14 protein-coding genes are annotated in these 20,095 nt (G+C 71.6%); 9 read left to right on the forward strand and 5 right to left on the reverse strand.

All coding sequences use genetic code 11. The annotated features are described in order from the left end of the window. Window positions 1-18: 18 nt before the first annotated feature. Together ACTMTI_RS15030 and murA are read right to left on the reverse strand one after the other, a co-directional pair. Window positions 19-2,445 carry a transglycosylase domain-containing protein gene (locus ACTMTI_RS15030; RefSeq protein ID WP_441120916.1) on the reverse strand — a complete coding sequence of 809 codons (2,427 nt, stop codon included), beginning with the start codon at window positions 2,443-2,445 and terminating at the stop codon, window positions 19-21. 52 nt (window positions 2,446-2,497) lie between these two features. Then, window positions 2,498-3,808 (reverse strand): UDP-N-acetylglucosamine 1-carboxyvinyltransferase, encoded by a 1,311-nt coding sequence (murA, locus tag ACTMTI_RS15035; protein ID WP_441120917.1) that lies wholly within the window; start codon window positions 3,806-3,808, stop codon window positions 2,498-2,500. A 63-nt stretch (window positions 3,809-3,871) separates the two neighbouring features. Between murA and ACTMTI_RS15040 the strand changes: the two genes are divergently transcribed. Beyond that, window positions 3,872-4,384 carry a hypothetical protein gene (locus ACTMTI_RS15040; protein WP_441120918.1) on the forward strand — a complete coding sequence of 171 codons (513 nt, stop codon included), beginning with the start codon at window positions 3,872-3,874 and terminating at the stop codon, window positions 4,382-4,384. Here the strand turns inward: ACTMTI_RS15040 and ACTMTI_RS15045 are convergent. After that, a complete protein-coding gene (locus tag ACTMTI_RS15045; protein ID WP_441120919.1) occupies window positions 4,381-5,751 on the reverse strand; it encodes an amidase in 1,371 nt (456 codons plus the stop codon). The two genes, ACTMTI_RS15040 and ACTMTI_RS15045, sit on opposite strands and share 4 nt — an antisense overlap. A 70-nt stretch (window positions 5,752-5,821) precedes the next feature. Next, on the reverse strand, window positions 5,822-9,349 hold the full coding sequence (gene dnaE, locus ACTMTI_RS15050) for a DNA polymerase III subunit alpha (protein WP_441120920.1): 3,528 nt from the start codon (window positions 9,347-9,349) through the stop codon (window positions 5,822-5,824). Window positions 9,350-9,516: 167 nt separating this feature from the next. Here dnaE and ACTMTI_RS15055 point away from each other — a divergent pair, with 167 nt between their 5' ends. Both ACTMTI_RS15055 and ACTMTI_RS15060 read left to right on the forward strand, forming a co-directional pair. Continuing rightward, entirely contained in the window at window positions 9,517-10,890 is a 1,374-nt protein-coding gene (locus ACTMTI_RS15055) for an amino acid permease (RefSeq protein ID WP_441120921.1), read from the forward strand. Between the two features lie 262 nt (window positions 10,891-11,152). Then, window positions 11,153-12,157: an SGNH/GDSL hydrolase family protein gene (locus ACTMTI_RS15060; RefSeq protein WP_441120922.1), complete on the forward strand. Its 1,005-nt coding sequence runs from the start codon at window positions 11,153-11,155 to the stop codon at window positions 12,155-12,157. A 58-nt stretch (window positions 12,158-12,215) separates the two neighbouring features. Here the strand turns inward: ACTMTI_RS15060 and ACTMTI_RS15065 are convergent, their stop codons facing one another. Further along, window positions 12,216-13,130 carry a chorismate mutase gene (locus tag ACTMTI_RS15065; protein ID WP_441120923.1) on the reverse strand — a complete coding sequence of 305 codons (915 nt, stop codon included), beginning with the start codon at window positions 13,128-13,130 and terminating at the stop codon, window positions 12,216-12,218. A gap of 286 nt (window positions 13,131-13,416) precedes the next feature. Between ACTMTI_RS15065 and ACTMTI_RS15070 the strand changes: the two genes are divergently transcribed. Genes ACTMTI_RS15070 through ACTMTI_RS15095 form a run of 6 tightly spaced genes read left to right on the forward strand, consistent with a single transcriptional unit; the run spans window position 13,417 to window position 20,073 of the window. After that, on the forward strand, window positions 13,417-15,249 hold the full coding sequence (locus ACTMTI_RS15070) for a serine/threonine-protein kinase (RefSeq protein WP_441120924.1): 1,833 nt from the start codon (window positions 13,417-13,419) through the stop codon (window positions 15,247-15,249). A 10-nt stretch (window positions 15,250-15,259) separates the two neighbouring features. Beyond that, window positions 15,260-16,879 carry a serine/threonine-protein kinase gene (locus ACTMTI_RS15075; RefSeq protein WP_441120925.1) on the forward strand — a complete coding sequence of 540 codons (1,620 nt, stop codon included), beginning with the start codon at window positions 15,260-15,262 and terminating at the stop codon, window positions 16,877-16,879. Between the two features lie 7 nt (window positions 16,880-16,886). Next, window positions 16,887-17,729, forward strand: coding sequence for an AraC family ligand binding domain-containing protein (locus ACTMTI_RS15080; protein WP_441120926.1), 843 nt, complete (start codon window positions 16,887-16,889; stop codon window positions 17,727-17,729). Between the two features lie 11 nt (window positions 17,730-17,740). Continuing rightward, complete coding sequence (locus ACTMTI_RS15085; protein ID WP_441120927.1) at window positions 17,741-18,415, forward strand: AzlC family ABC transporter permease; 675 nt, start codon at window positions 17,741-17,743, stop codon at window positions 18,413-18,415. Further along, window positions 18,412-18,723, forward strand: coding sequence for an AzlD domain-containing protein (locus ACTMTI_RS15090; RefSeq protein WP_441120928.1), 312 nt, complete (start codon window positions 18,412-18,414; stop codon window positions 18,721-18,723). Before ACTMTI_RS15085 ends, ACTMTI_RS15090 begins: the two co-directional genes overlap by 4 nt. Window positions 18,724-18,732: 9 nt before the next feature. Next, entirely contained in the window at window positions 18,733-20,073 is a 1,341-nt protein-coding gene (locus tag ACTMTI_RS15095; protein ID WP_441120929.1) for a protein kinase domain-containing protein, read from the forward strand. The last annotated feature ends 22 nt before the right edge of the window (window positions 20,074-20,095 follow it).

The raw sequence follows: 20,095 nt of genomic DNA on the forward strand, positions 1-20,095 counted from the left end.
CCCACACCGGATCCGAGGCTAGTGGCGCGACCGCGGCCCTCCATGCTCCTCCTGCCGCGGCGGGCCTCCAGGTTCCTGCTGCCGCAGCGGGCCCCCGTGCTCCTCCTGCTGCCGCGGGCCTCCAGGTTCCTCCTGCCGCAGCGGGCCCCCCTGCTCCTCCTGACGCCGCGGCCCTCCATGCTCGTGCCGCCGCGGGCCCCCGCGCTCCTCGTGCCGCCGCGGCCACCTGGGACCCGTATGCCGCCGCGGCCACCCGAGCTCCCCGTCCGCCGGACCGCGGCCCAGCAGCCACTCCATGATCCGGCGGTGCCGCCTGGCGATGGTCCGGTCGCCGTCCTGCCTGCGGCGCTCCTCCTCGGCGATGGCCTCCGCCAGCCCGGGCGTGTGGCCGCCGCCGAAGCGCGCCATGTCCGGACCGGGAAAGCCCTCGGCTTCGACGCGGCGCAGCGCGGGCCCCATCGACTCCACCCAGATCGGCCCCGGCAGCGACGCGCCCTGCACCGAGCCGTAGTAGCGGCCCCCGATCTCCACCCCCTGCAGCGGGAACCGGTACGAGCCGCGGATGTCGCCGACGCTGACCGCGGCCGCCAGGTGCGGCGTGTAGCCGGCGAACCAGGCCGAGGTGTAGCCGTTGTTGGTGCCCGTCTTGCCCGCGGCCGGCCGGCCGATGCTCTGCCCCTGCATGGTGCCCTTGTCGAACACGCCGCTCAGCACGTGGTTGACCGCGTCGGCGACGGGCCGCTCGATGACCTGCTTGCAGGCCGGCGGCACGTGCGCGCGGTGCCCGTCCCTGCCGGTGATCTCCACGATGGCCAGCGGCCGGCAATAGACCCCGCGGGCCGCGAACGCCGCGAACGCCGCCGCCACCGTCACCGGGTCCATCTCGTTGACGCCCAGCGTGAACGTCGGCACCTCGCGCAGCGGCCCGCCGTCGGCCCTGGTGACGCCGAGCGCCCTGGCCGTCTTGACGACGTTGCAGAGCCCGACCTTGCGCTCCAGCATCATGTAGAAGATGTTCACCGACTTCCAGGTGCCGGTCTCGATGCTGTGGGGGCCGCCCGAGCCCTCTCCGCTGGCGTTGAGTATGCGGGTGCCCGGGTCGTTCACCGGCCGGCCCGCGCAGTTGCGATAGCCCTGTCCCGGCACCAGCGCCCCCGGTGTGATGAAGCCGTCGCCGAACCGCCACCCCTGCTTCAGCGCCGTGGCCAGGGTGAACACCTTGAACGTCGAGCCGGCCTGGAAGCCCTGCCCGCCGCCGTGCGCCACGTCCGCGGCCAGGTTGAACGTGGTCTTGGGACCGTTCTTGCGGTCGCCGGGGTTGCGGCCGAACCGCTTGCTCGCGGCCATCGCCCTGATCCGCCCGGTCCCCGGCTCCACCATGGCCTCGGCGGCCACCTCGGTGTCCTCGGGGTTCACGTGGTGGCGGATGGCCCGCTCGGCGGCCTGCTGTGCGATCGGGTCCAGACTGGTCCTGATCACCAGCCCGCCCCGCTCCATCCTCATGCGCCGCTCGGCCGCCGTGTTGCCGAACACCGGGTTGGACAGGAGCTCGCGCTGGACGTACAGGCAGTAGAACGGGTAGGTGCTCTGCTCGCACCCGCCGGGCTCGGGTCTCAGTTTGAGGTTCAGGGACGAGCGCTTGGCGCTCGCCGCCTCCTGCTGGCTGATCATCTTGAGCCCGGCCATGCGGTCCAGCACGAGGTCCCGCCGCTCCCTCAGCCGCGTGCGCTGCGCCGGGCCGATCGAGGGATCGGTCGAGTACGGCATCCGCACCGCGCCCGCCAGCGTGGCCGCCTGGGTCAGGGTCAGCTTGGCGGCCGAGGTGGAGAAGAAGCGCCTGGCCGCCGCCTGCACGCCGTGCGCGCCGGCGCCGAAATAGGCGATGTTCAGATACCGCTCCAGGATCTCGTCCTTGCGGTATTTGCGTTCGAGCGCGAGCGCGTACCGCAGCTCGGTGATCTTGCGGCCGAGGTTGGGCGCGCGGGCCCGGTCGCGTTCGGCGTCGGTGCGGGCGCTTTCCACCAGGATGTTCTTGACGAGCTGCTGCGTCAGGGACGAGCCGCCCTGCTTGATGCCGCCCGCCTGGGTGTTGGTCAGCAGCGCCCGGAACGTGCCCCTGATGTCCAGGCCGCCGTGCTCGTAGAAGCGGGCGTCCTCGATGGCCACGATCGCCTTGCGCATCACCGGCGCGACGGCGCGAAGCGGCACGGCCGTCCTGTTGGCCTCGTAGAACTGGGCGAACGGCCGGCCGTCCTTGTCCAGCAGCCTGGTCACCTGCGCGAGGGGCTCCTCGCGCGGGGCGGGCGGCAGGTCGACGAAGGTGTTGGCGACGTTCTTCGCCGCCAGGCCGCCCCCGCTCACCACGGGTACGGCCAGCGCCGCCACCAGCACTCCACCGAGCGCTCCCGCCAGCCCGAGCCCGCCGACGGATCTGAGTACGGTCACTCAGATGGTCTGCAACCCACCGAACCCCGGCAAACGCCCTGTTCCTGGGTCTTTACCTATGCCTGCGGATGTTCAGACCGAGGGACGCGAACTGCTCGAACGGCTGGTGGTAGCCGCGCTCGATGTGGTGCACGCCGCGCAGCGTGGACGGCCCGTCGGCCACCGCGGCGGCCAGCACGGCCGAGAAGCCCGCCCTGATGTCGGGCAGCGTCACGTCGGCGCCCTTGAGCTTGGACACGCCGCGCACCACGGCCGAGTGCCGGGCGTTGGTGTCGTGGTAGCGGCAGGCCGGGCCGCCCAGGCACTGGTCGAACACCTCGATCTCGCAGCCCATCTTCTGCAGCGCGGGCACGTACACCAGGCGGTTCTCGAAGACCGTCTCGTGCAGCACCGACATGCCCTGGCTCTGCGTGAACAGCACCATGAGCGGCGTCTGCCAGTCCGTCATGAACCCGGGGTGGGTGTCGGTCTGCACGGCCGCCGAGCGCAGCCCCTCGGGAGGAGCGGTGGCGCACAGGTATTCGTCGTTGATGTCGAACTGGGCGCCCATCCTGGCCAGCGTGGTGATCGCGGTGACCAGGCGGTCCTGCGGGCAGCCGTGCACGCGCACCTCTCCCCCGGTGACCAGGCCCGCCGCCAGGTACGAGAACGCCTCGATGCGGTCGCCGTTCAGCCAGGTGGAGGCGCCGCGCAGCCGTTCGACGCCCTCGATGACGATCCTGCGGTCGGGCGACAGCTCGATCCTGGCCCCCATCCGCTGCAGGAACAGGGCGAGCTCGACCACCTCCGGCTCCATCGCGGCGTTCTTCAGCACGGTCTTGCCCTCGGCCAGCACCGCCGACATCAGGATCGTCTCGGTGGCGCCGACACTCGGGTAGGGCAGCTCGATCCGGGTGCCGTTGAGGCGTTTGGCCTTGGCGAAGATGCCGGTGTCGCCCACCTCCACCTCGGCGCCCATCGCGCGCAGGGCCTCCACGTGGAAGTTCACCGGCCGCCGCCCGATGGGGTCGCCGCCGACCAGCGGCACGAACGCCTCGCCCGCCAGGTGCAGCAGCGGGCCGAGCATGAGGATGGGGATGCGGTTGAGCCCGGTGAACGCGTCGGGCACTCTCGGTTCGATCTCCGGGCCGCGCTCGATCCTGATCTCCGTTCGGGAGATCTGGACGTGGATGCCGAGCGCCTCCAGCATGGCCGCCGTGATGCCGACCTCGCCCACCTCGGGAGCGTTGTGGATGCTGCTCTCGGTACTGCCGAGCATGGCGGCGACCATGTGTTTGGACACGCCGTTCTTGGAACCGCGTACTTGGACGTCTCCCCGGAGCGGACCGGAGGGTTCAATCAGCCAGACCTCTTCTTGCGTCACGGGGCGAGCCTATCCGGGGGATACCATCGAGCTGATTCGGACGTAGATGTGAGGGGGAGTGGCGTGTCGAGGGAAGTACGCGCTTTTGCGGTAACTGTCCTCACACTCGCCGCTCTCGGAGCCGCTGCCGGGCTGCTCTGGTCCGGGGTGTCGCCGCGGGCCCCGTACCAGGTCACGGCGGATGGAACGGTGCTGGCCGACCCGTCCACGCAGGCGCTGATCGCGGCCGACGGCTGGTTCGCGGTGATCACGGGCGGGCTGGGGCTGCTGTGCGGCGGGGTCGCGTGGTTCGCGGCGCGGCAGTGGATGCTGCCGGTGCTGCTCGGGCTCTGCGCCGGCGGGGTGCTGGGCGCGTTCCTGACGTTGTGGGTCGGGTCCGCGGTCACGATCGGCGCGGTCACGGTGGAGGCCGCGGTGGTGCCCGGGGCGAAGATCGTACCGGGGGCGCTGCAGCTGACCGCCTCGGGCGTGCTGGTGTCCTGGTCGCTGCTCGCGGTGGGGTTCTTCGGGGTTCTCGAAGGCATGCACGGCTACCGCGAGTCGCCGCTGCGGCATCCCTACGGGGAGCCGCTCTAGAGCGGCGGGTGGCGCAGGCCGTGCCCGGTGGCCTGCTCGAACGCACGGGCCACGCGCAGCACCCTGGCGTCCTCGAACGGCCTGCCGACGATCTGAACCCCCACCGGCAGCCCGTCCGGCGTGAACCCGGCCGGCACGGAGGCCGCCGGGGCGTGCAGGACGCTGATCCAGTACGCCGAGCGCATCCACGCCAGATAGTCGGGGAGCTGCTGGCCGTTGATCTCCTTGACGTGGGGGTGCTCGACCGGGAACGGCGGCACCTGGCTGACCACCGTGATCAGCACGTCGTAGGTGTCGAAGAACGCGGCCATCCGCTGGTAGAGGCGGCTGCGCGCGCGCTCGGCGCGGGCCAGGTCGGCCCCGGTGACCTTGCGGCCCTGCTCGACGTTCCAGGCGGTGTTGGGGCCAAGTCCGTCCAGGTCGCCGAAGGACAGCGCGTAGTTCCAGGCCCGGTAGGTGCGGAAGGCGTCCTCCGCGTCGGACAGGTCCAGCTCGACCTGGTCGACATGGGCGCCGAGCCGCTCGAACACGCCGGGCGCGGTGGCGGTGACCGCCGCCGTCCGCGGGTCCACCGGCAGCCCGCCCAGGTCCGGGCTCCAGGCCACGCGCATCCCCGCCACGCCCTCCTCGGGCTCGGGGGCGAAGACCTCCTTGATCGAGTAGGGAGAGCGCCGGTCGAATCCGGCGATGGCCCCGAACATCAAGGTGACGTCCTCGACCGTCCGCGCCATCGGCCCCAGGACGGACAGGGTGTACCAGGCGTTGGCGTCGGACGGGGCGGGCACCCGGCCGGGGGTGGGGCGCAGGCCCACGACGTTGCAGAAGGAGGCCGGATTGCGCAGGGAGCCGCCCATGTCGGAGCCGTCGGCGAGCGGCACCATCCCGGTGGCCAGCGCGACGGCGGCTCCCCCGCTGCTGCCACCGGCGGACTTGGACAGGTCGTAGGGGTTCCGGGTGGCGCCGAACACCTCGTTGACGGTGTGGGAGCCGGTGCCGAACTCCGGGGTGTTGGTCTTGCCTACGGTGATCGCCCCCGCGGCCCGGAGGCGCTGCACGATCAGGTCGTCCTGCGCCGGAACATTGGCGGCGAAGTGCGGCGATCCGTAGGTGGTGCGGATGCCGGCGGTGTCGACGAGGTCCTTGTGCGCGACGGGCAGCCCGTGCAGCGGCCCGGCCGGCTCCCGCGCGTCCGCCGCCTTGGCCGCTTCGAGCGCCTGCTCGGCGACCAGGGTGACGATGGCGTTGACGCGCGGGTTGACCTCCTCGATGCGGTCGAGGTGGGCCTGGACGACCTCCACGGCGCTCACCTGCCGGGTGCTGATCAGGCGGGCCAGCTCGGTCGCGCTGAGGTAGTGCAGTTCGCTCACCTTAGTGATCCTGCCCCACGCTCCAAGGGCGGGCGACGGCGAGGTTTGCCAATCCAGGCGCCGTCTTCTCTCAGGCGCCCAGGCAGGCCGGGCCGAGGAGCTGCTTCAGGTCGCCCATCAGCGCCGGGGACGGGGTGACGCGCAGGCGGTCGTCCACACGCATCACGGTCGTCTTGGGCCCGTTGTGGACCTGCAGGTGGACCTCCGAGGTGCCCGGATGGGTGGTGAGGATCTCCTTGAGACGCCCGACCACCGGGGGCGTGCAGCGGTTCAGCGGCAGGCTCACCAGCAGCGGCCCGCCGGCCTCCTGCGTCAGGTCCGGCGCCGTCACCTCCATGGCGATGATCTTGGCGACGTCCTCCCGCTTGTCGATCCGCCCCTTGACGAACACGATCGCGTCCTCGGCCAGGATCGTCGAGCACAGCTGGTACGCCGACGGGAAGATCATGACCTCGATCGACCCTTCGAGGTCCTCCAACTGGGTCAGCACCCACGTGTCGCCCTTCTTGGTGACCTTGCGCTGCACCCCGCTCAGGATGCCGCCCAGGGTCACCACCTGCCCGTCGGCCCGGCTCTCGTCCTGAACGGCGGCGATCGAGCAGTCGGCCCCGGCCGACAGGATGTGCTCGACGCCGAACAGCGGGTGGTCGGACACGTAGAGGCCGAGCATCTCGCGTTCGAACTGCAGCAGGGTGTTCTTGTCCCACTCGCCGGGCGGGATCTGCACGTCGAACGTCTGGTCCTCGCCGCCCTCGATCGCGCCGAACAGCGAGTCCTGGCCGATGGCCTCGTTCTTCTTGATGTCGATGATCGCGTCGACGGCCTGCTCGTGCACCATGACCAGGCCCTTGCGGACGTGGCCGAGCGAGTCGAAGGCGCCTGCCTTGATCAGCGACTCGATCACGCGCTTGTTGCAGACGATGGCCGGCACCTTGCGCAGGAAGTCCTTGAAGTCGCCGAAGCGGCCCTTCTCCTTGCGGGCGGCGATGATGCCGTCGACGACGTTGGCGCCGACGTTGCGGACGGCCGAAAGGCCGAAGCGGATGTCGGTGCCGCGCGGGGTGAAGTCGAAGTCGGAGTCGTTGACGTCCGGCGGGAACACCTTGATGCCCATGCGCCGGCACTCGTTGAGGTAGAGAGCCGACTTGTCCTTGTCGTCCTTCACCGACGACAGCAGCGCGGCCATGTAGGCGGCCGGGTGGTTGGCCTTGAGGTAGGCCGTCCAGTAGGAGACCAGGCCGTAGCCGGCGGTGTGGGCCTTGTTGAAGGCGTAGTCGGAGAACGGCAGCAGGATGTCCCACAGCGCCTTGATGGCCGCGGCCGAGAAGCCGTTGTCCTGCATGCCCTTCTCGAAGAACTCGAACTGTTTGTCCAGCTCGGACTTCTTCTTCTTGCCCATCGCGCGCCGCAGCAGGTCGGCGCCGCCGAGCGAGTAGCCGGCGACCTTCTGCGCGATGGCCATGACCTGCTCCTGATAGACGATCAGGCCGTGGGTCGTGTCGAGGATCTCCTTCAGCGGCTCCTCGAGCTCGGAGTGGATCGGGGTGATCTCCTGCTGGCCGTTCTTGCGCAGCGCGTAGTTGGTGTGCGAGTTGGCGCCCATCGGGCCGGGGCGGTAGAGCGCGAGGGCGGCGGAGATGTCCTCGAAGTTGTCGGGGCGCATGAGCCGCAGCAGCGAGCGCATGCCGCCGCCGTCGAGCTGGAAGATGCCGAGCGTGTCGCCCCGGGCCAGCAGCTCGTAGGCCTTGCGGTTGTCCAGCGGCAGCTTCAGCAGGTCGATCTGCTCGCCGCTGGTGGCCTCGATCATCTTCAGGCAGTCGTCGATGATCGTGAGGTTGCGCAGGCCCAGGAAGTCCATCTTCAGCAGGCCGAGCGTCTCGCAGGTCGGGTAGTCGAACTGCGTGATGATCGCGCCGTCGGAGTCGCGGCGCATGATCGGGATGTGGTCGGTCAGCACCTCGGCCGACATGATCACGCCGGCGGCGTGCACGCCGGTCTGCCTGATCAGGCCCTCCAGGCCCTTGCCGAGGTCCATCGTCGCCTTGACGTCGACGTCTTCCTCGTAGAGCCTGCGCAGCTCGCCGGCCTCGGCGTAGCGCGGGTGGTCCTTGTCGAAGATGCCCGACAGCGGGATGTCCTTGCCCATCACGGCCGGCGGGAACGCCTTGGACACCTTGTCGCCGAGCGCGTAGGGGTAGCCCAGGACGCGGCCCGCGTCCTTGATGGCGGCCTTCGCCTTGATGGTGCCGAACGTGGCGATCATGGCGACCTTGTCGGCGCCCCACTTCTCGGTCACGTAGCGGATCACGTCGCCGCGCCTGCGCTCGTCGAAGTCGATGTCGACGTCGGGCATGGACACGCGCTCGGGGTTGAGGAAGCGCTCGAAGATCAGGCCGTGCGGGATGGGGTCGAGGTCGGTGATGCCCAGCGCGTACGCCACCAGCGAGCCGGCCGCCGAGCCACGGCCCGGGCCGACGCGGATGCCGTTGGTCTTGGCCCACATGATGAAGTCGGCGACCACGAGGAAGTAGCTCGGGAAGCCCATCTGGATGATGACGGTGAGCTCTTTCTCCGCCCAGGCGCGGTGCTCCTCGTCCACGCCCTCGGGGAAACGGCGCTCCATCCCCTTCCAGACCTCCTGGCGGAAGAACTCCTCCTCCGTCATGCCGTCCGGGACGGGGTAGGTCGGCATCAGGTTCTTGTACTCGAAGAACCCGGCGGGATCGACCTTCTCGGCGACCAGCAGCGTGTTGCGGCAGCCCTCCGCCCACAGGTCGGAGGAGTCGACCGCGCGCATCTCGTCGGCGGTCTTGATGTAGTAGCCGCTGCCGTCGAAGCGGAACCTGTCCGGGTCCGACAGCTGCTTGCCGGTCTGGATGCACAGCAGGGCGTCGTGGGAGGCGGCGTCGGACTCGTAGGTGTAGTGCGAGTCGTTGGTGACCAGCGGCGGGATGTTCAGCTCTTTGCTGATCCTGGTCAGCCCGTCGCGGACGCGGCGCTCGATGTCGAGGCCGTGGTCCATGACCTCCAGGTAGAAGTTGTCCTTGCCGAAGATCTCCTGGAACTTCGCCGCGGCCTTGACCGCCTCGTCGTACTGGCCGAGCCGCAGCCTCGTCTGCACCTCGCCCGACGGGCAGCCTGTGGTGGCCATCAGGCCGTCGGCGTGCTCGGCGAGGATCTCGGCGTCCATCCGCGCCCACTTGCGGACGAACCCCTCGGTGAAGGCGCGCGAGCTGAGCTTCATCAGGTTGTGCAGCCCGGTCTTGTTACGCGCCCAGATCGTCATGTGGGTGTAGTAGCCACCCGCCGAGACGTCGTCCTTCTTCTGGTGCGGCTCGCCCCACAGCACCGGCTTCTTGTTGTGGCGCAGCTCCGGCGCCACGTAGGCCTCGATGCCGATGATCGGCTTGATGCCGGCGCCGGTCGCCTGCTTGTAGAAGTCGTACGCGCCGTGCATGTTGCCGTGGTCGGTGATCGCGATCGCGGGCATGCCCAGCTCGCCGACCTGTTTGAACATCTGCTTGAGCCGGGCGGCCCCGTCCAGCATCGAATATTCCGTATGCACATGCAGATGAACGAACGAGTCGCTGGACGACATGGAGCGGCGCCTCCCGGTCTGATGTGATTGTGCGCTCTGACTCTAGTGGCCCGGACCGACATCCCGGAGCCGCACCGCGCCCTCTCGCGCAACGGCGTGCCGAGGACCCCCGCGATCACCGGCGCCTATATCGTCGCCTTTACGGTGAGTAGCGAAGGAGACACTCCGTGCGCACGCAGACCGACGAGGGATACACGCACGCGCTGGGCAACCGGCAGGTTCAGATGATCGCGATCGGCGGGGCGATCGGGGTGGGCCTGTTCCTCGGCGCCGGGGGCCGGCTGGCCGCCACCGGTCCCGCGCTCGTGCTGTCGTACGCCGCCGCCGGGCTGGCCGCGTTCTTCGTCATGCGGGCGCTCGGCGAGCTCGTGCTCTACCGCCCGGCGTCGGGGTCGTTCGTCGAGTACGCGGGCGAGTTCATCGGCCCGTGGGCGGCGTTCGCCAGCGGCTGGATGTACTGGATCAACTGGGCGTTCACCGGCATCGCCGAGCTGACCGCGATCGCCGCGTACATCTACTACTGGGCGCCCGCGTTCCCCGAATGGGTCACGGCGCTGATCGCGCTCGGCTTCGTGCTGACGGTCAACCTGCTGTCGGTCAAGCTGTTCGGCGAGCTGGAGTTCTGGTTCGCGATGCTGAAGGTCCTGGCGATCACGGTCTTCCTGGTCGTGGGGCTGGTGCTGGTGGTGTTCTCGATCGGCGAGGCCGGGCCGCACAACCTGGTCTCCCACGGCGGGTTCTTCCCGACCGGGTTCCCGCTGGTGCTGATGAGCCTGCAGTCGGTGGTGTTCGCGTACGCGTCCATCGAGCTGGTCGGGATCACGGCGGGCGAGACCGCCAGGCCGCACGAGGTCATGCCGAAAGCGATCAACGGCGTGGTGTGGCGGATCGCGATCTTCTACGTGGGCTCGGTGGCGCTGCTCGCGATGGTCCTGCCGTGGACCGTCTACCGCGCGGGCGTCTCGCCGTTCGTGACCGTCTTCTCCGGGCTCGGCGTCCCGTGGGCGGCCGACGCCATGAACCTCGTCGTGATCACCGCCGCGCTCTCGTCGTGCAACTCGGGCCTGTACGCCACGGGCCGCATCCTGCGTTCGATGGCCATGAAGGCGGAGGCGCCCCGTTTCGCCGGCAACCTCAGCTCCCGGCACGTGCCGATCGGCGGCATCCTGTTCACCGCGATCATGTTCCTGGCGGGGGTGGCGCTGTTCTACTTCCTGCCCGAGCGCGCCTTCAACATCGCCACCGCGGGCGCGTCCCTGGGGGTGATCACCACGTGGGGCGTACTCGTCTACTGCCAGCTGCGGCTGCGCAGGTCGGGGCATCGCTCGGCGTTCCCCATGCCGGGCTCGCCGTACACGAACTGGCTGACGCTCGCGTTCCTGGCGCTGGTGGTGCTGCTGATGCCGTTCGCCGACCGCGATCAGCGCGTCGCGTTCTTCCTCATCCCGGTGCTGGTCGTGGCCATCGCGCTCGGCTGGCGGGTCGTCAGCCGCCGGCGTGCCCGCGCGATGCCCGGCGAGCGCGGCCGGATCGCGGGTTAATCTCGATGAGGCAGGGGTTCGCCGCTCGGGGGAGGTCGCGCTGGAGGAGCCGAGTCTCAAGATCGTCCAGACCCCGTCGGCAGCGCAGCCGGAGACCGGCGAGGATGCGGCCGCACCGCAGCGAGAGACCCCGGCTGCGGCGCGTCGTGAGTCCGATGAGCAGGCTGCGGCGCGTCGTGAGTCCGGTGGGGAGGCTGCGTCACGGCGTGAGTCCGGTGGGCAAGCTGCGGCGCGCCGCAGGGCCGGGGGCATCGTCCGGGTCGTGGCCGCGGCGGCCGTCGGCGCGGCGCTCGCCCTGGCGTGCCTGCCCCTGGGCGTCCTGCCGCAGCTCGCCTGCGCCGTGCTGGACGCCGGCTGCCCCGACCAGGCGCCGCGCGGCCGCTTACCGCAGGTCGACCGGCTGACGCCCGTGCAGGTCGCGCAGCGCGGCACCTACGTCGCGCTCGGCGACTCCTACTCCTCCGGCGAGGGCGTCTACGAGCTGGACGGGCAACCGGTCAACGACGGCGCCGACCGCTGTCACCGCGCGACCGGCTCCTACGTCCCGCTGGTGGCCAAGTCCTACCACTTCGGCGGCGGCACCGCCTTCTACGCCTGCAGCGGCGCCACCACGAGCCAGATCCTGTCCGGCCAGTACGGCCAGCGGCCCCAGATCACCCGCGTGGACCGGTCCGCGAGCCTGGTTACGCTGAGCATCGGCGGCAACGACGCGGGGTTCACCGAGGTCCTGACCGGCTGCATCGTCAAGCTGCCGGGGTCGACGGCGTGCGTCGAGCAGGACGCGGCCGTCACCCGCCGCATCGACGAGCTCCGCCCCAACCTCACCAAGGTCCTGCGCGAGCTGCGCGTCCGGGCGCCCGACGCCCGGATCATCGTCCTCGGCTATCCCCGGCCGTTCCCGCAGGAGCCCACGCAGAGCGTCGACAACCTGAGCGCCGCGGACCAGCGGTGGCTGAACGGCATGACGCGGCGGCTCAACGACACGGTGGGCGCCGTGGTGGCCGAGTTCGACCGGGCGATCGCGGCGTTCGGAGGGCCGGGCAGCGTCGAATACGTGGACGCGTACGAGGCGTTCACGGGGCACGAGGTGGGGCGGCCGCAGCCGTACCTGAACGGGCTGCGGGTGGACATGGAGGAGCTCAGGGTCAACGCCCGCAGCTACCACCCGACGGGGGACGGCTATCGCCGCTTCGCCGACCTCGTCACCCAGCAGATCGCCGCCGGCCCCGGCCGGCCCATGAACAACTTCCGCATCGTCACCCCGTGACCCCGCCGGCCCCGGAGCGGTGGCACGCGGCACGCGCGCGGGGCGCCGCCGTGCGGGTTCACCGCTCCGAGCGTTCCTCGGCCAGGTGGAGGCCTGCCTCGATCACGGCGTTCATGATGGGCGCGAGGTGCTTCTCGCCGAGCGAGGGGGCCCGCAGCGCCATCCTGGCGACGAGGGCGCGTTCCCTGGCCATGTCGCGTCCCGCGAAGCCGCCGACCGGCTTGAGCCGCTGCACGACGCCCGCGAGCGCGGCGCGGCGTTCGAGCAGCGTGGCCAGGGCGGCGTCCACCCGGTCGATCGCCTGCCTGCACTCCGGCAGGGTGGCGGGCGACTCGGGCCGGAGCAGCGCCCCGGCGACGGTCACGGCCTCCTCCGCCACGCGCAGGTCCGGCAGCGGCTCGGCGTCCGTCCGCGTGGCCGTCCATCCGCTGCCCTGCTCCGGAGCCTCCGCCGTCCGGCACGGGCCGTCGACGATCAACCCGTCCGCCCCGGCCGCGACCGCAGCCGCCGACAGCTCGATGTTCCGCGAAACGTCGGCCAGGACCGGCCGCCCGGACGCCGCCTGTGCCGCCCGCATCAGCCCCAGGTCCAGGCGGCCGCCTTCGCAGAGGATCACCCGCCCGTCACCGGCGGCCGCGCAGTAGTCGGCCAGCCCCAGCCACTCCTCCATGGAGGCCGCGGCACGCCGCTCGACCACCACCGGCAGCCCGAGCCCGGCCGCCGCCCGGACCAGCGGGATGTCGCGCGTCCACGCCGCCCCCACCACCACGGCGTCGGCCAGCTCGGCGATCGCCGGCAGATCAGCCGCGGAGTACGGCTCCGCCAGTGTGGCCCGCTCCCGCAGCACCTCGAACGCGTCCGCCTGCCCATGATGGGCCCGCAGGCTCACCCGGCCGGCGATCACGACGGCGGGCCCCTCCCCCACGAGCAGGTCTCCGACGGCCACCGCGTGCCGTTCCAAGGTCGATGACATCTCGACTCCCCCATCGGGCCGGCTCCCTGGAACCGGCGTGGAAAACCAAAAAGGCAGAGACGGGGGTCTCTGCCTCGTGCCGACTCCAAGCGGTCGCTAGACTCCGACCGGCCCTCCCGGAGCCGGCTCGGTAAACGCGTAGCGACAAGTCATGTCTGAACCCTACACCCGGGCCTCTACCTGGTGGACGGTGGCTCTCACATGGTGGACTGTCCTTCAGGCGAGTCGCCGTTGATCCCTCGCTATGGGAGTATTTCTTGGCCTAGAGGAGGGTTTGAGGCCGTTGATGTCGGATCGGAAGCAGGACGGACGTCGCATCGCCGGCCGCTACCAGCTGCAGGAACCCATCGGCAGGGGCGGGATGGGCATTGTCTGGCGTGCCCACGACGAGCTTCTCGACCGCACGGTCGCGGTCAAGGAGGTCAGGTACGCCGCCGCCCTGGGCGAGGAGGTGCAGCTCCTGAACCGGCGCACGATGCGCGAGGCGAGGGCGGCGGCGAGATTCGAGCATCCGAACGTGATCGTCGTGCACGACGTGATCGAGGAGGATGGCCGTCCCTGGATCGTCATGCAGCTCGTGCAATCGCGTTCTCTGGGCGCCGTGATCAAGCAGGACGGGCCGCTGCCGCCGAAGCGGGTGGCGGAGATCGGATTAGCGGTGCTCGACGCGCTGCACCGCGCGCACGAGGCGGGTGTGCTGCATCGGGACGTGAAGCCCGAGAACGTGCTGCTGGCCGACGACGGCCGGGTCGTGCTCACCGACTTCGGCATCGCCACGCTGGAGACCGAGACGCAGCTGACCGTGACCGGGCTGGCGGGCACGCCCGCGTTCATCGCGCCCGAGCGGCTCAAGGGGCTGCCCGCGCGGCGTGAGTCGGACCTGTGGGCGCTCGGCGCCACGCTGTACACGGCGGTGGAGGGCCGCTCGCCGCACGAGCGCGGCATGGCTCTGGCGACGATGCACGCCGTGCTGACCGACGAGCCCGACCCCGCGCCGCACGCGGGGCCGCTCACGGCGGTGATCAGCGGGCTGCTGGCGAAGGAGCCGGTGCAGCGGCTGACGTACGAGGAGACGGGGCGGCTGCTGCGCCAGGCCATCGCGCAGGCGAGCCCGCAGGCGACCACGCAGTTCCCGGTGGCCCAGCCGCTGACCGTGCCGTCGCCGGCCAAGCCCGCCAAGGCGGCGAAGCCTGTCAAGGCGGCCAAGCCACGCAAGGCGCCGTACCAGCCCGTGCTGCACCAGGCGCCCGTAGAGGACGACACGCCGACCAACCCGGACCTCGTCCCGCCCCCCGCCGTGCCCGAGACCGGCGCGCGGCTCACCCCGGCCACCGGCGGCGCCCCCGAGAACCCGGAGCCGCCCGCCGAGTCCACGATGGACGCGGGCAAGGTGGACCGGCGGCGGGCGGGGCCGGTCATCGCGGCGGCGGTGGCGGTGGTGCTCGTCGCCGGCATGGGCGGCTATCTCGGCCTGCGCTCGGCTCCGACCGGCGGCGAGGACACGCCGGAGCCGGACAATTCGCAGGTCGTGGCCGTCACGGCGACGCCGTCCCAGGCCTCGCCCAGCGCCTCCCAGCCGCCGTCGGCGACGCCCAGCACGTCGCCGAGCGCCGCCCCGACCGCCGCGCCGAGCGCCAGCCCGAGCCCGAGCCCGACGAAGACGGCCGACGTGCTGCCGGCCGGCTGGCACTGGTACAAGGACAAGAAGTGGGGCTTCACCATCGGACTGCCCAAGGGCTGGGACGTGTGGGACCGCAGCGGCCGGCAGGTCAAGTTCAAGGGCCCTGCGTCAGCGCCGAACGCGTACGTCATGGTCGAGGAGGCGGAGAACCCTGGCACGGACCCGTACAAGGACTGGAAGAAGCAGGAGCCGAGCCTCAAGCGCAACTTCCCCGGCTATAAGAAGATCGGCATCGAAAAGGTCGACTACATGAAGGCCGCCGCCGATTGGGACTTCACCTGGAACACCAACACGGGCACGACCCGCGTGCGCAACCGGGGCTTCGTCACCAACAACGGGCGGGCGTACGCCATCTACTGGCACGTGCTGCAGAGCCACTGGAAGAAGGACTACGACCTCTTCGAGGGCTTCACTGCGACGTTCAAACCCGCCAAGTAGGCTGCTCTGCGTGGAAAGGCAGGTCGGCAACCGATATCGCCTCATCGAGCCCCTCGGCGAGGGCGGGATGGGCGTGGTCTGGCGGGCCTACGACGAGCTGCTGGACCGGACGGTGGCGATCAAGGAGGTCCGGTACGCGGGTGTCGGGGACGCCAAGCGGGCCGAGCTCAATAGCAGGACCATCAGGGAGGCCAGGGCGGCGGGGCGCCTCGACCACCCGTCGGTGGTCGTCATCCACGACGTCGTCGAGGAGGACGGCCGCCCGTGGATCGTGATGCAGCTCGTCCGCTCCCGCTCGCTGGCGCAGGTGATCAGCGAGCAGGGGCCGCTGCAGGCAGGGCAGGTCGCGGTGATCGGCGGCCGGGTGCTGGACGCCCTGCGGGCCGCGCACGCCACCGGAGTGCTGCACCGCGACGTGAAACCGGAGAACGTGCTGCTGGCCGACGACGGCCGGGTCGTGCTCACCGACTTCGGCATCGCCACGCTGGAGACCGAGGCGGCGCTGACGGCGACCGGCGGGGTGGTGGGCACGCCCGCGTACATGCCGCCCGAGCGGCTGAACGGCGAGCCGGCCAGGCCGGAGTCGGACCTGTGGTCGCTGGGCGCGACGCTGTACGCGGCCGTCGAGGGCGAGCCGCCGTTCAGGCGCGGCTCGTGGGCGGCCACGGTGGCGGCGGTGCTGCGGGACGAGCCCAGGCCGCCGACGCGGGCCGGCGCGCTGGCCCCGGTCATCATGGGGCTCCTGCACCGTGACCCCGCCGCGCGCACGCCCGCCGAGCAGGCCGCCCGGCTGCTGTACGAGGTCGCCAACGCCCCCGCGTTCGCCGGGCAGCGCACGTCCCCCGAGCCCGGCCGGGTGGCGGCCGCCACAGGCTACGGGGCTGACGGCGGGCTGCTCGAGACGGCGGGCGACCGGCCGCTTCCCACGATCGACGAGCCACGACCGACGCGCCCGGCGGCCGGCGGCCCGCGCCGGGCCGTCCGGAGAAGGCCCCGGCGCGGCAAGGCGCCGCTGATCGGGGTGTCCGCCACGCTGGCCGCCGTGGCGGTCTTGGGTACGGGCGGCTTCCTGCTCTACAACAGCCGGACCAGCGCGGCCCCGGTCACCAGCCCGGTCCCTGCCACCAGCCTCACCCCGGCCAAGTCGCAGACCCCGACCGCGACGAGCCGCCCGCTGCCGGCCGGTTGGCGGGCGTTCACGAACGCGGCGGGCCGCTTCTCGATCGGCGTGCCGAAGCAGTGGACCGCCAGGAAGAGCACCACCAGGGACAGCATCTCCCTGACCGGCCCCGGCACCCCCGGGGAGATGAGGGTGGAGTGGACCGTGCCGGAAATGGCCTGGGTGGACCCGGCAAAGCAGTGGATCCAGCTGGAGAAGGACATCCAGGCGAAGGGCGAGTTCCGCCAGTACACCCGGATCGGCATCACGTCCACCCGCTACCTCGGGCGCGCGGCAGCCGACTGGGAGTTCACCAGGGTGCGCGACGGGAAGCTGATCCACGTGATCAACCGGGGCTTCCGCACCGCCGACGGCCGCCCCTACGCCCTCTATTGGGAGAGCCTGGACTCCCGCTGGGATCAGGACAGGCACTACTTCGAGCAGTTCGCGAAAACCTTCAAACCGCTGTGAAAACGCGGTGAAAGAGCAGGCGCACTTCTGGCGGCACCCGGCGGTGCCGGGAACGGACCTGCTCAGGGCCCACTACGTCACCCACCGCTTCACCAGGCACGTCCACGACGGCTACGCCATCGGGGTGATCGTGGACGGCGTCGAGGAGTTCGACTACCGGGGCACCCTGCACCGGGCGGGGGCGGGCGAGCTGGTGCTGGTCAACCCCGACGCCGCGCACACCGGCCACGCGGGCGCGCCGGACGGGTGGTCGTACCGCATGCTCTACCCGTCGATCGACCTGCTGGCCGGGATCGCGGCCGAGCTGGGCGCGCCGTACGCGACGCCGCACTTCGCCGAGCAGGTGGTCCGCGACGACGCGGTGGCGGCGCTGCTGTGCCGGGCGCACCGGGCGGCCGAGCTCGGCGACGCGCTGGCCGCCTCCACGCTGAGCCGCACCCTGTTCGCCCGGCTGCTGACCCGCCACGCCACCCCGAGGCCGGCCCCCGCGCTGCCCGGCGAGGGCATGCGGGCCGTGCGGGAGGCGCTGGAGGTGCTGCACGGGAGCCTGGTCGACCCGCCGACGCTGGACGATCTCGCGGGCGCGGTGGGGGCGCGGCCGTTCGCGCTGCTGCGGGCGTTCAAGCGGGCGACGGGCCTGCCGCCGCACGCCTACCTGACCTCGCTCCGGGTACGCCAGGCGCGCCGCCTCCTCCAATCCGGGGTATGCCCGGCGCAGGTGGCCGCCGAGGTGGGCTTCACCGACCAGGCCCACCTCACCCGGCATTTCCGCCGCATCGTGGGCGTGCCGCCCGCCGCCTACCAGCGGGCTGCAGGAACGTACAAGACTGGCGATTCCCTCCTCGCCTAGCCTCTCGCCCCATGGATCAGACAACACAGCGTTCCGCCGCCGTACGGGACGGTCTGGGCGTGGGCCTGGCGGTGGGGCTGTCCGGGCTCGCGTTCGGCGCCGCGGCGATCACCGCGGGCCTGACCGTCCCGCAGGCGTGCGTGCTCAGCCTGCTGACGTTCACGGGCGCCTCGCAGTTCGCCCTGACGGGGGCGGTGGGCGCGGGCGGCGACCTGGTGGCCGCCACCGCGAGCGCGCTGCTGCTGGGCGGCCGCAACACCCTGTACGGCCTGCGTCTGGCCGACCTGCTGCGGGTGCGCGGCCCGCGCCGGCTGCTGGCCGCGCACGGCGTGATCGACGAGACCACGGCCGTCGCGCTGGCCCAGCCGACCCCGCAGGCCGCGCGGGCCGGGTTCACGGCCACGTTCGCCGCCCTCTACGTCACCTGGAACCTCACCACGCTGGCGGGCGCGCTCGGCACGTCCTCCCTGGGCGACCCGGGCGCGCTCGGACTGGACGCGGTGGGCCCGGCCGCGTTCCTGGCCATCCTGTGGCCCCGGTTGGCCGCGAGCCGGGAGCTGCGCCTGCTGGCCGCGGCCGGCGCGGCGATCGCGCTGTGCGCCACCCCCTTCCTGCCGGCCGGCGTGCCGGTGCTGCTGGCAGCCCTGCCGACTATTGGGGCAGCCCTGGTGGTGCTGGCGCGATGACACTGTGGTGGGCGATCGCCGCTCTCTGCGCGGGCTGCTACGCGCTCAAGCTGGCCGGGCTGGCGGCGCCGCGGCGGGTGCTCGACCACCCGGTGGTGCGCAGGTTCGCCGAACTGGTGCCGGTGGCGCTGCTCGCGGCGCTGATCGCGGTGCAGGTGTTCACGGAGCAGGGCGGGCTGCGCTTCGATCCGGCACGCACGGCCGGGCTCGGAGCGGCCGTGATCGCGCTGCTGTTGCGGGCACCGTTTCTCGTCGTGCTGGCCGCGACGGCCGCGGTCACCGCGCTTGTACGGATTTTTATGGGGTAGTCGCGGTGCATGTCCGATTCTGCGGAGGTAGTCGGCGGGAGATATCGGCTGCTCAGGACGATCGGCAAGGGCGGCATGGGAAAGGTATGGCAGGCGCACGACGAAGTCCTGGGCAGAGACGTGGCGGTCAAGGAGGTCTTGCCGCCGCCCGACCTCACCGACCCTGAACGCGAGGTGTTCGCCATACGCACCTTCCGGGAGGCCAGGGCGGCGGGCCGGGTGACGCACCCGGGCGTGGCCACCGTTTACGACGTGCTGGAGGAAGACGGGCACCCGTGGATCGTCATGCAGCTCGTACGCTCCCGCACCCTGGGAGAGCTGATCCGTGACGAGGGCCCGATGTCCCCGCACGCGGCCGCGAACGTCGGGCTGCAGATCCTGGAGGCGCTGCGCGCGGCCCACGCGGCGGGCGTGCTGCACCGGGACGTGAAACCCGACAACGTGCTGCTCGCCGAGGACGGCCGGGCGGTGCTCACCGACTTCGGGATCGCCACCACCGAGGACGAGGCGCCCGTCACCAGGACGGGCGTGCTGATCGGCACCCCCGCGTTCATGGCGCCGGAGCGCGCCGCGGGCGGCTCGGCCAGGGCGGCGTCCGATCTGTGGTCCCTGGGCGTGACCCTCTACATGGCGGTCGAGGGCCATTCGCCGTTCCATCGGGGCAACGCCCTGGCCACGCTCGGAGCGGTCATGCACGCCGAACCGGCGCCGCTGGCCCGCGCGGGCGTGCTCGGCCCCGTAGTGCTCGGGCTGTTGCGCAAGGACCCGGCCGAGCGCATGACGCTGGAGGAGGCCGAGCGGCGGCTCGCCGTGATCCTGGCGGGCGGCGTACCCGAGGAGACGGGCCCCGTCGCCGTTCCCGGCACGACGCTGCGGCGGCCGCGCCACCGGCTGCCCGTGGCGGCGATCGGCGGCGGCGCGCTCCTGGTCGCCATCCTCACGGGCGGCGCCGCCTGGTGGTCCACCCGCCCCGCCGAACCGTCCCGCACCCCGCCGCCGGTGCCCGCCGTGGTCACCACGCCCAGCAGCACCGTCCCCTCACCCACACCGGCGACCTCCGAGCCCCCGGCGACGGTCACCGAGACGCCCCCCGAATCCGCCTACGACCCACCCGCGCCGCGCAGCACCCCACCGCCCACCAGGGAGGAACAGCCCCGCACCCCGTCCAGCGAGAAGAAGACGCCGACCAAGGAGCCGACGCCGGCCAAGTCGGCGAAGGAGAACGAGAAGGAGGAGGAGACGGAGAAGACCGGGGAGCCTGCGGAGACGGAGACCGAAACGCCCGACGAGGTCGAGGGCTCGGGCAGCGGCCAGGCGCCTGGGGCGGGGAAGCAGGACAAGCGCCCCTGACCGCCCGGCGGGCGGTCCGGGG

It is taken from the genome of Nonomuraea sp. H19 (assembly GCF_052068215.1).
GTDB lineage: Bacteria > Actinomycetota > Actinomycetes > Streptosporangiales > Streptosporangiaceae > Nonomuraea.

Coding starts and splice junctions, on each gene's coding strand:
- dnaE (WP_441120920.1), bottom strand. CDS start 9,349: ATGTCGTCCAGCGACTCGTTCGTTCATCTGCATGTGCATACGGAATAT.
- ACTMTI_RS15065 (WP_441120923.1), bottom strand. CDS start 13,130: ATGTCATCGACCTTGGAACGGCACGCGGTGGCCGTCGGAGACCTGCTC.
- ACTMTI_RS15070 (WP_441120924.1), top strand. CDS start 13,417: ATGTCGGATCGGAAGCAGGACGGACGTCGCATCGCCGGCCGCTACCAG.
- ACTMTI_RS15085 (WP_441120927.1), top strand. CDS start 17,741: ATGGATCAGACAACACAGCGTTCCGCCGCCGTACGGGACGGTCTGGGC.
- ACTMTI_RS15090 (WP_441120928.1), top strand. CDS start 18,412: ATGACACTGTGGTGGGCGATCGCCGCTCTCTGCGCGGGCTGCTACGCG.
- ACTMTI_RS15095 (WP_441120929.1), top strand. CDS start 18,733: ATGTCCGATTCTGCGGAGGTAGTCGGCGGGAGATATCGGCTGCTCAGG.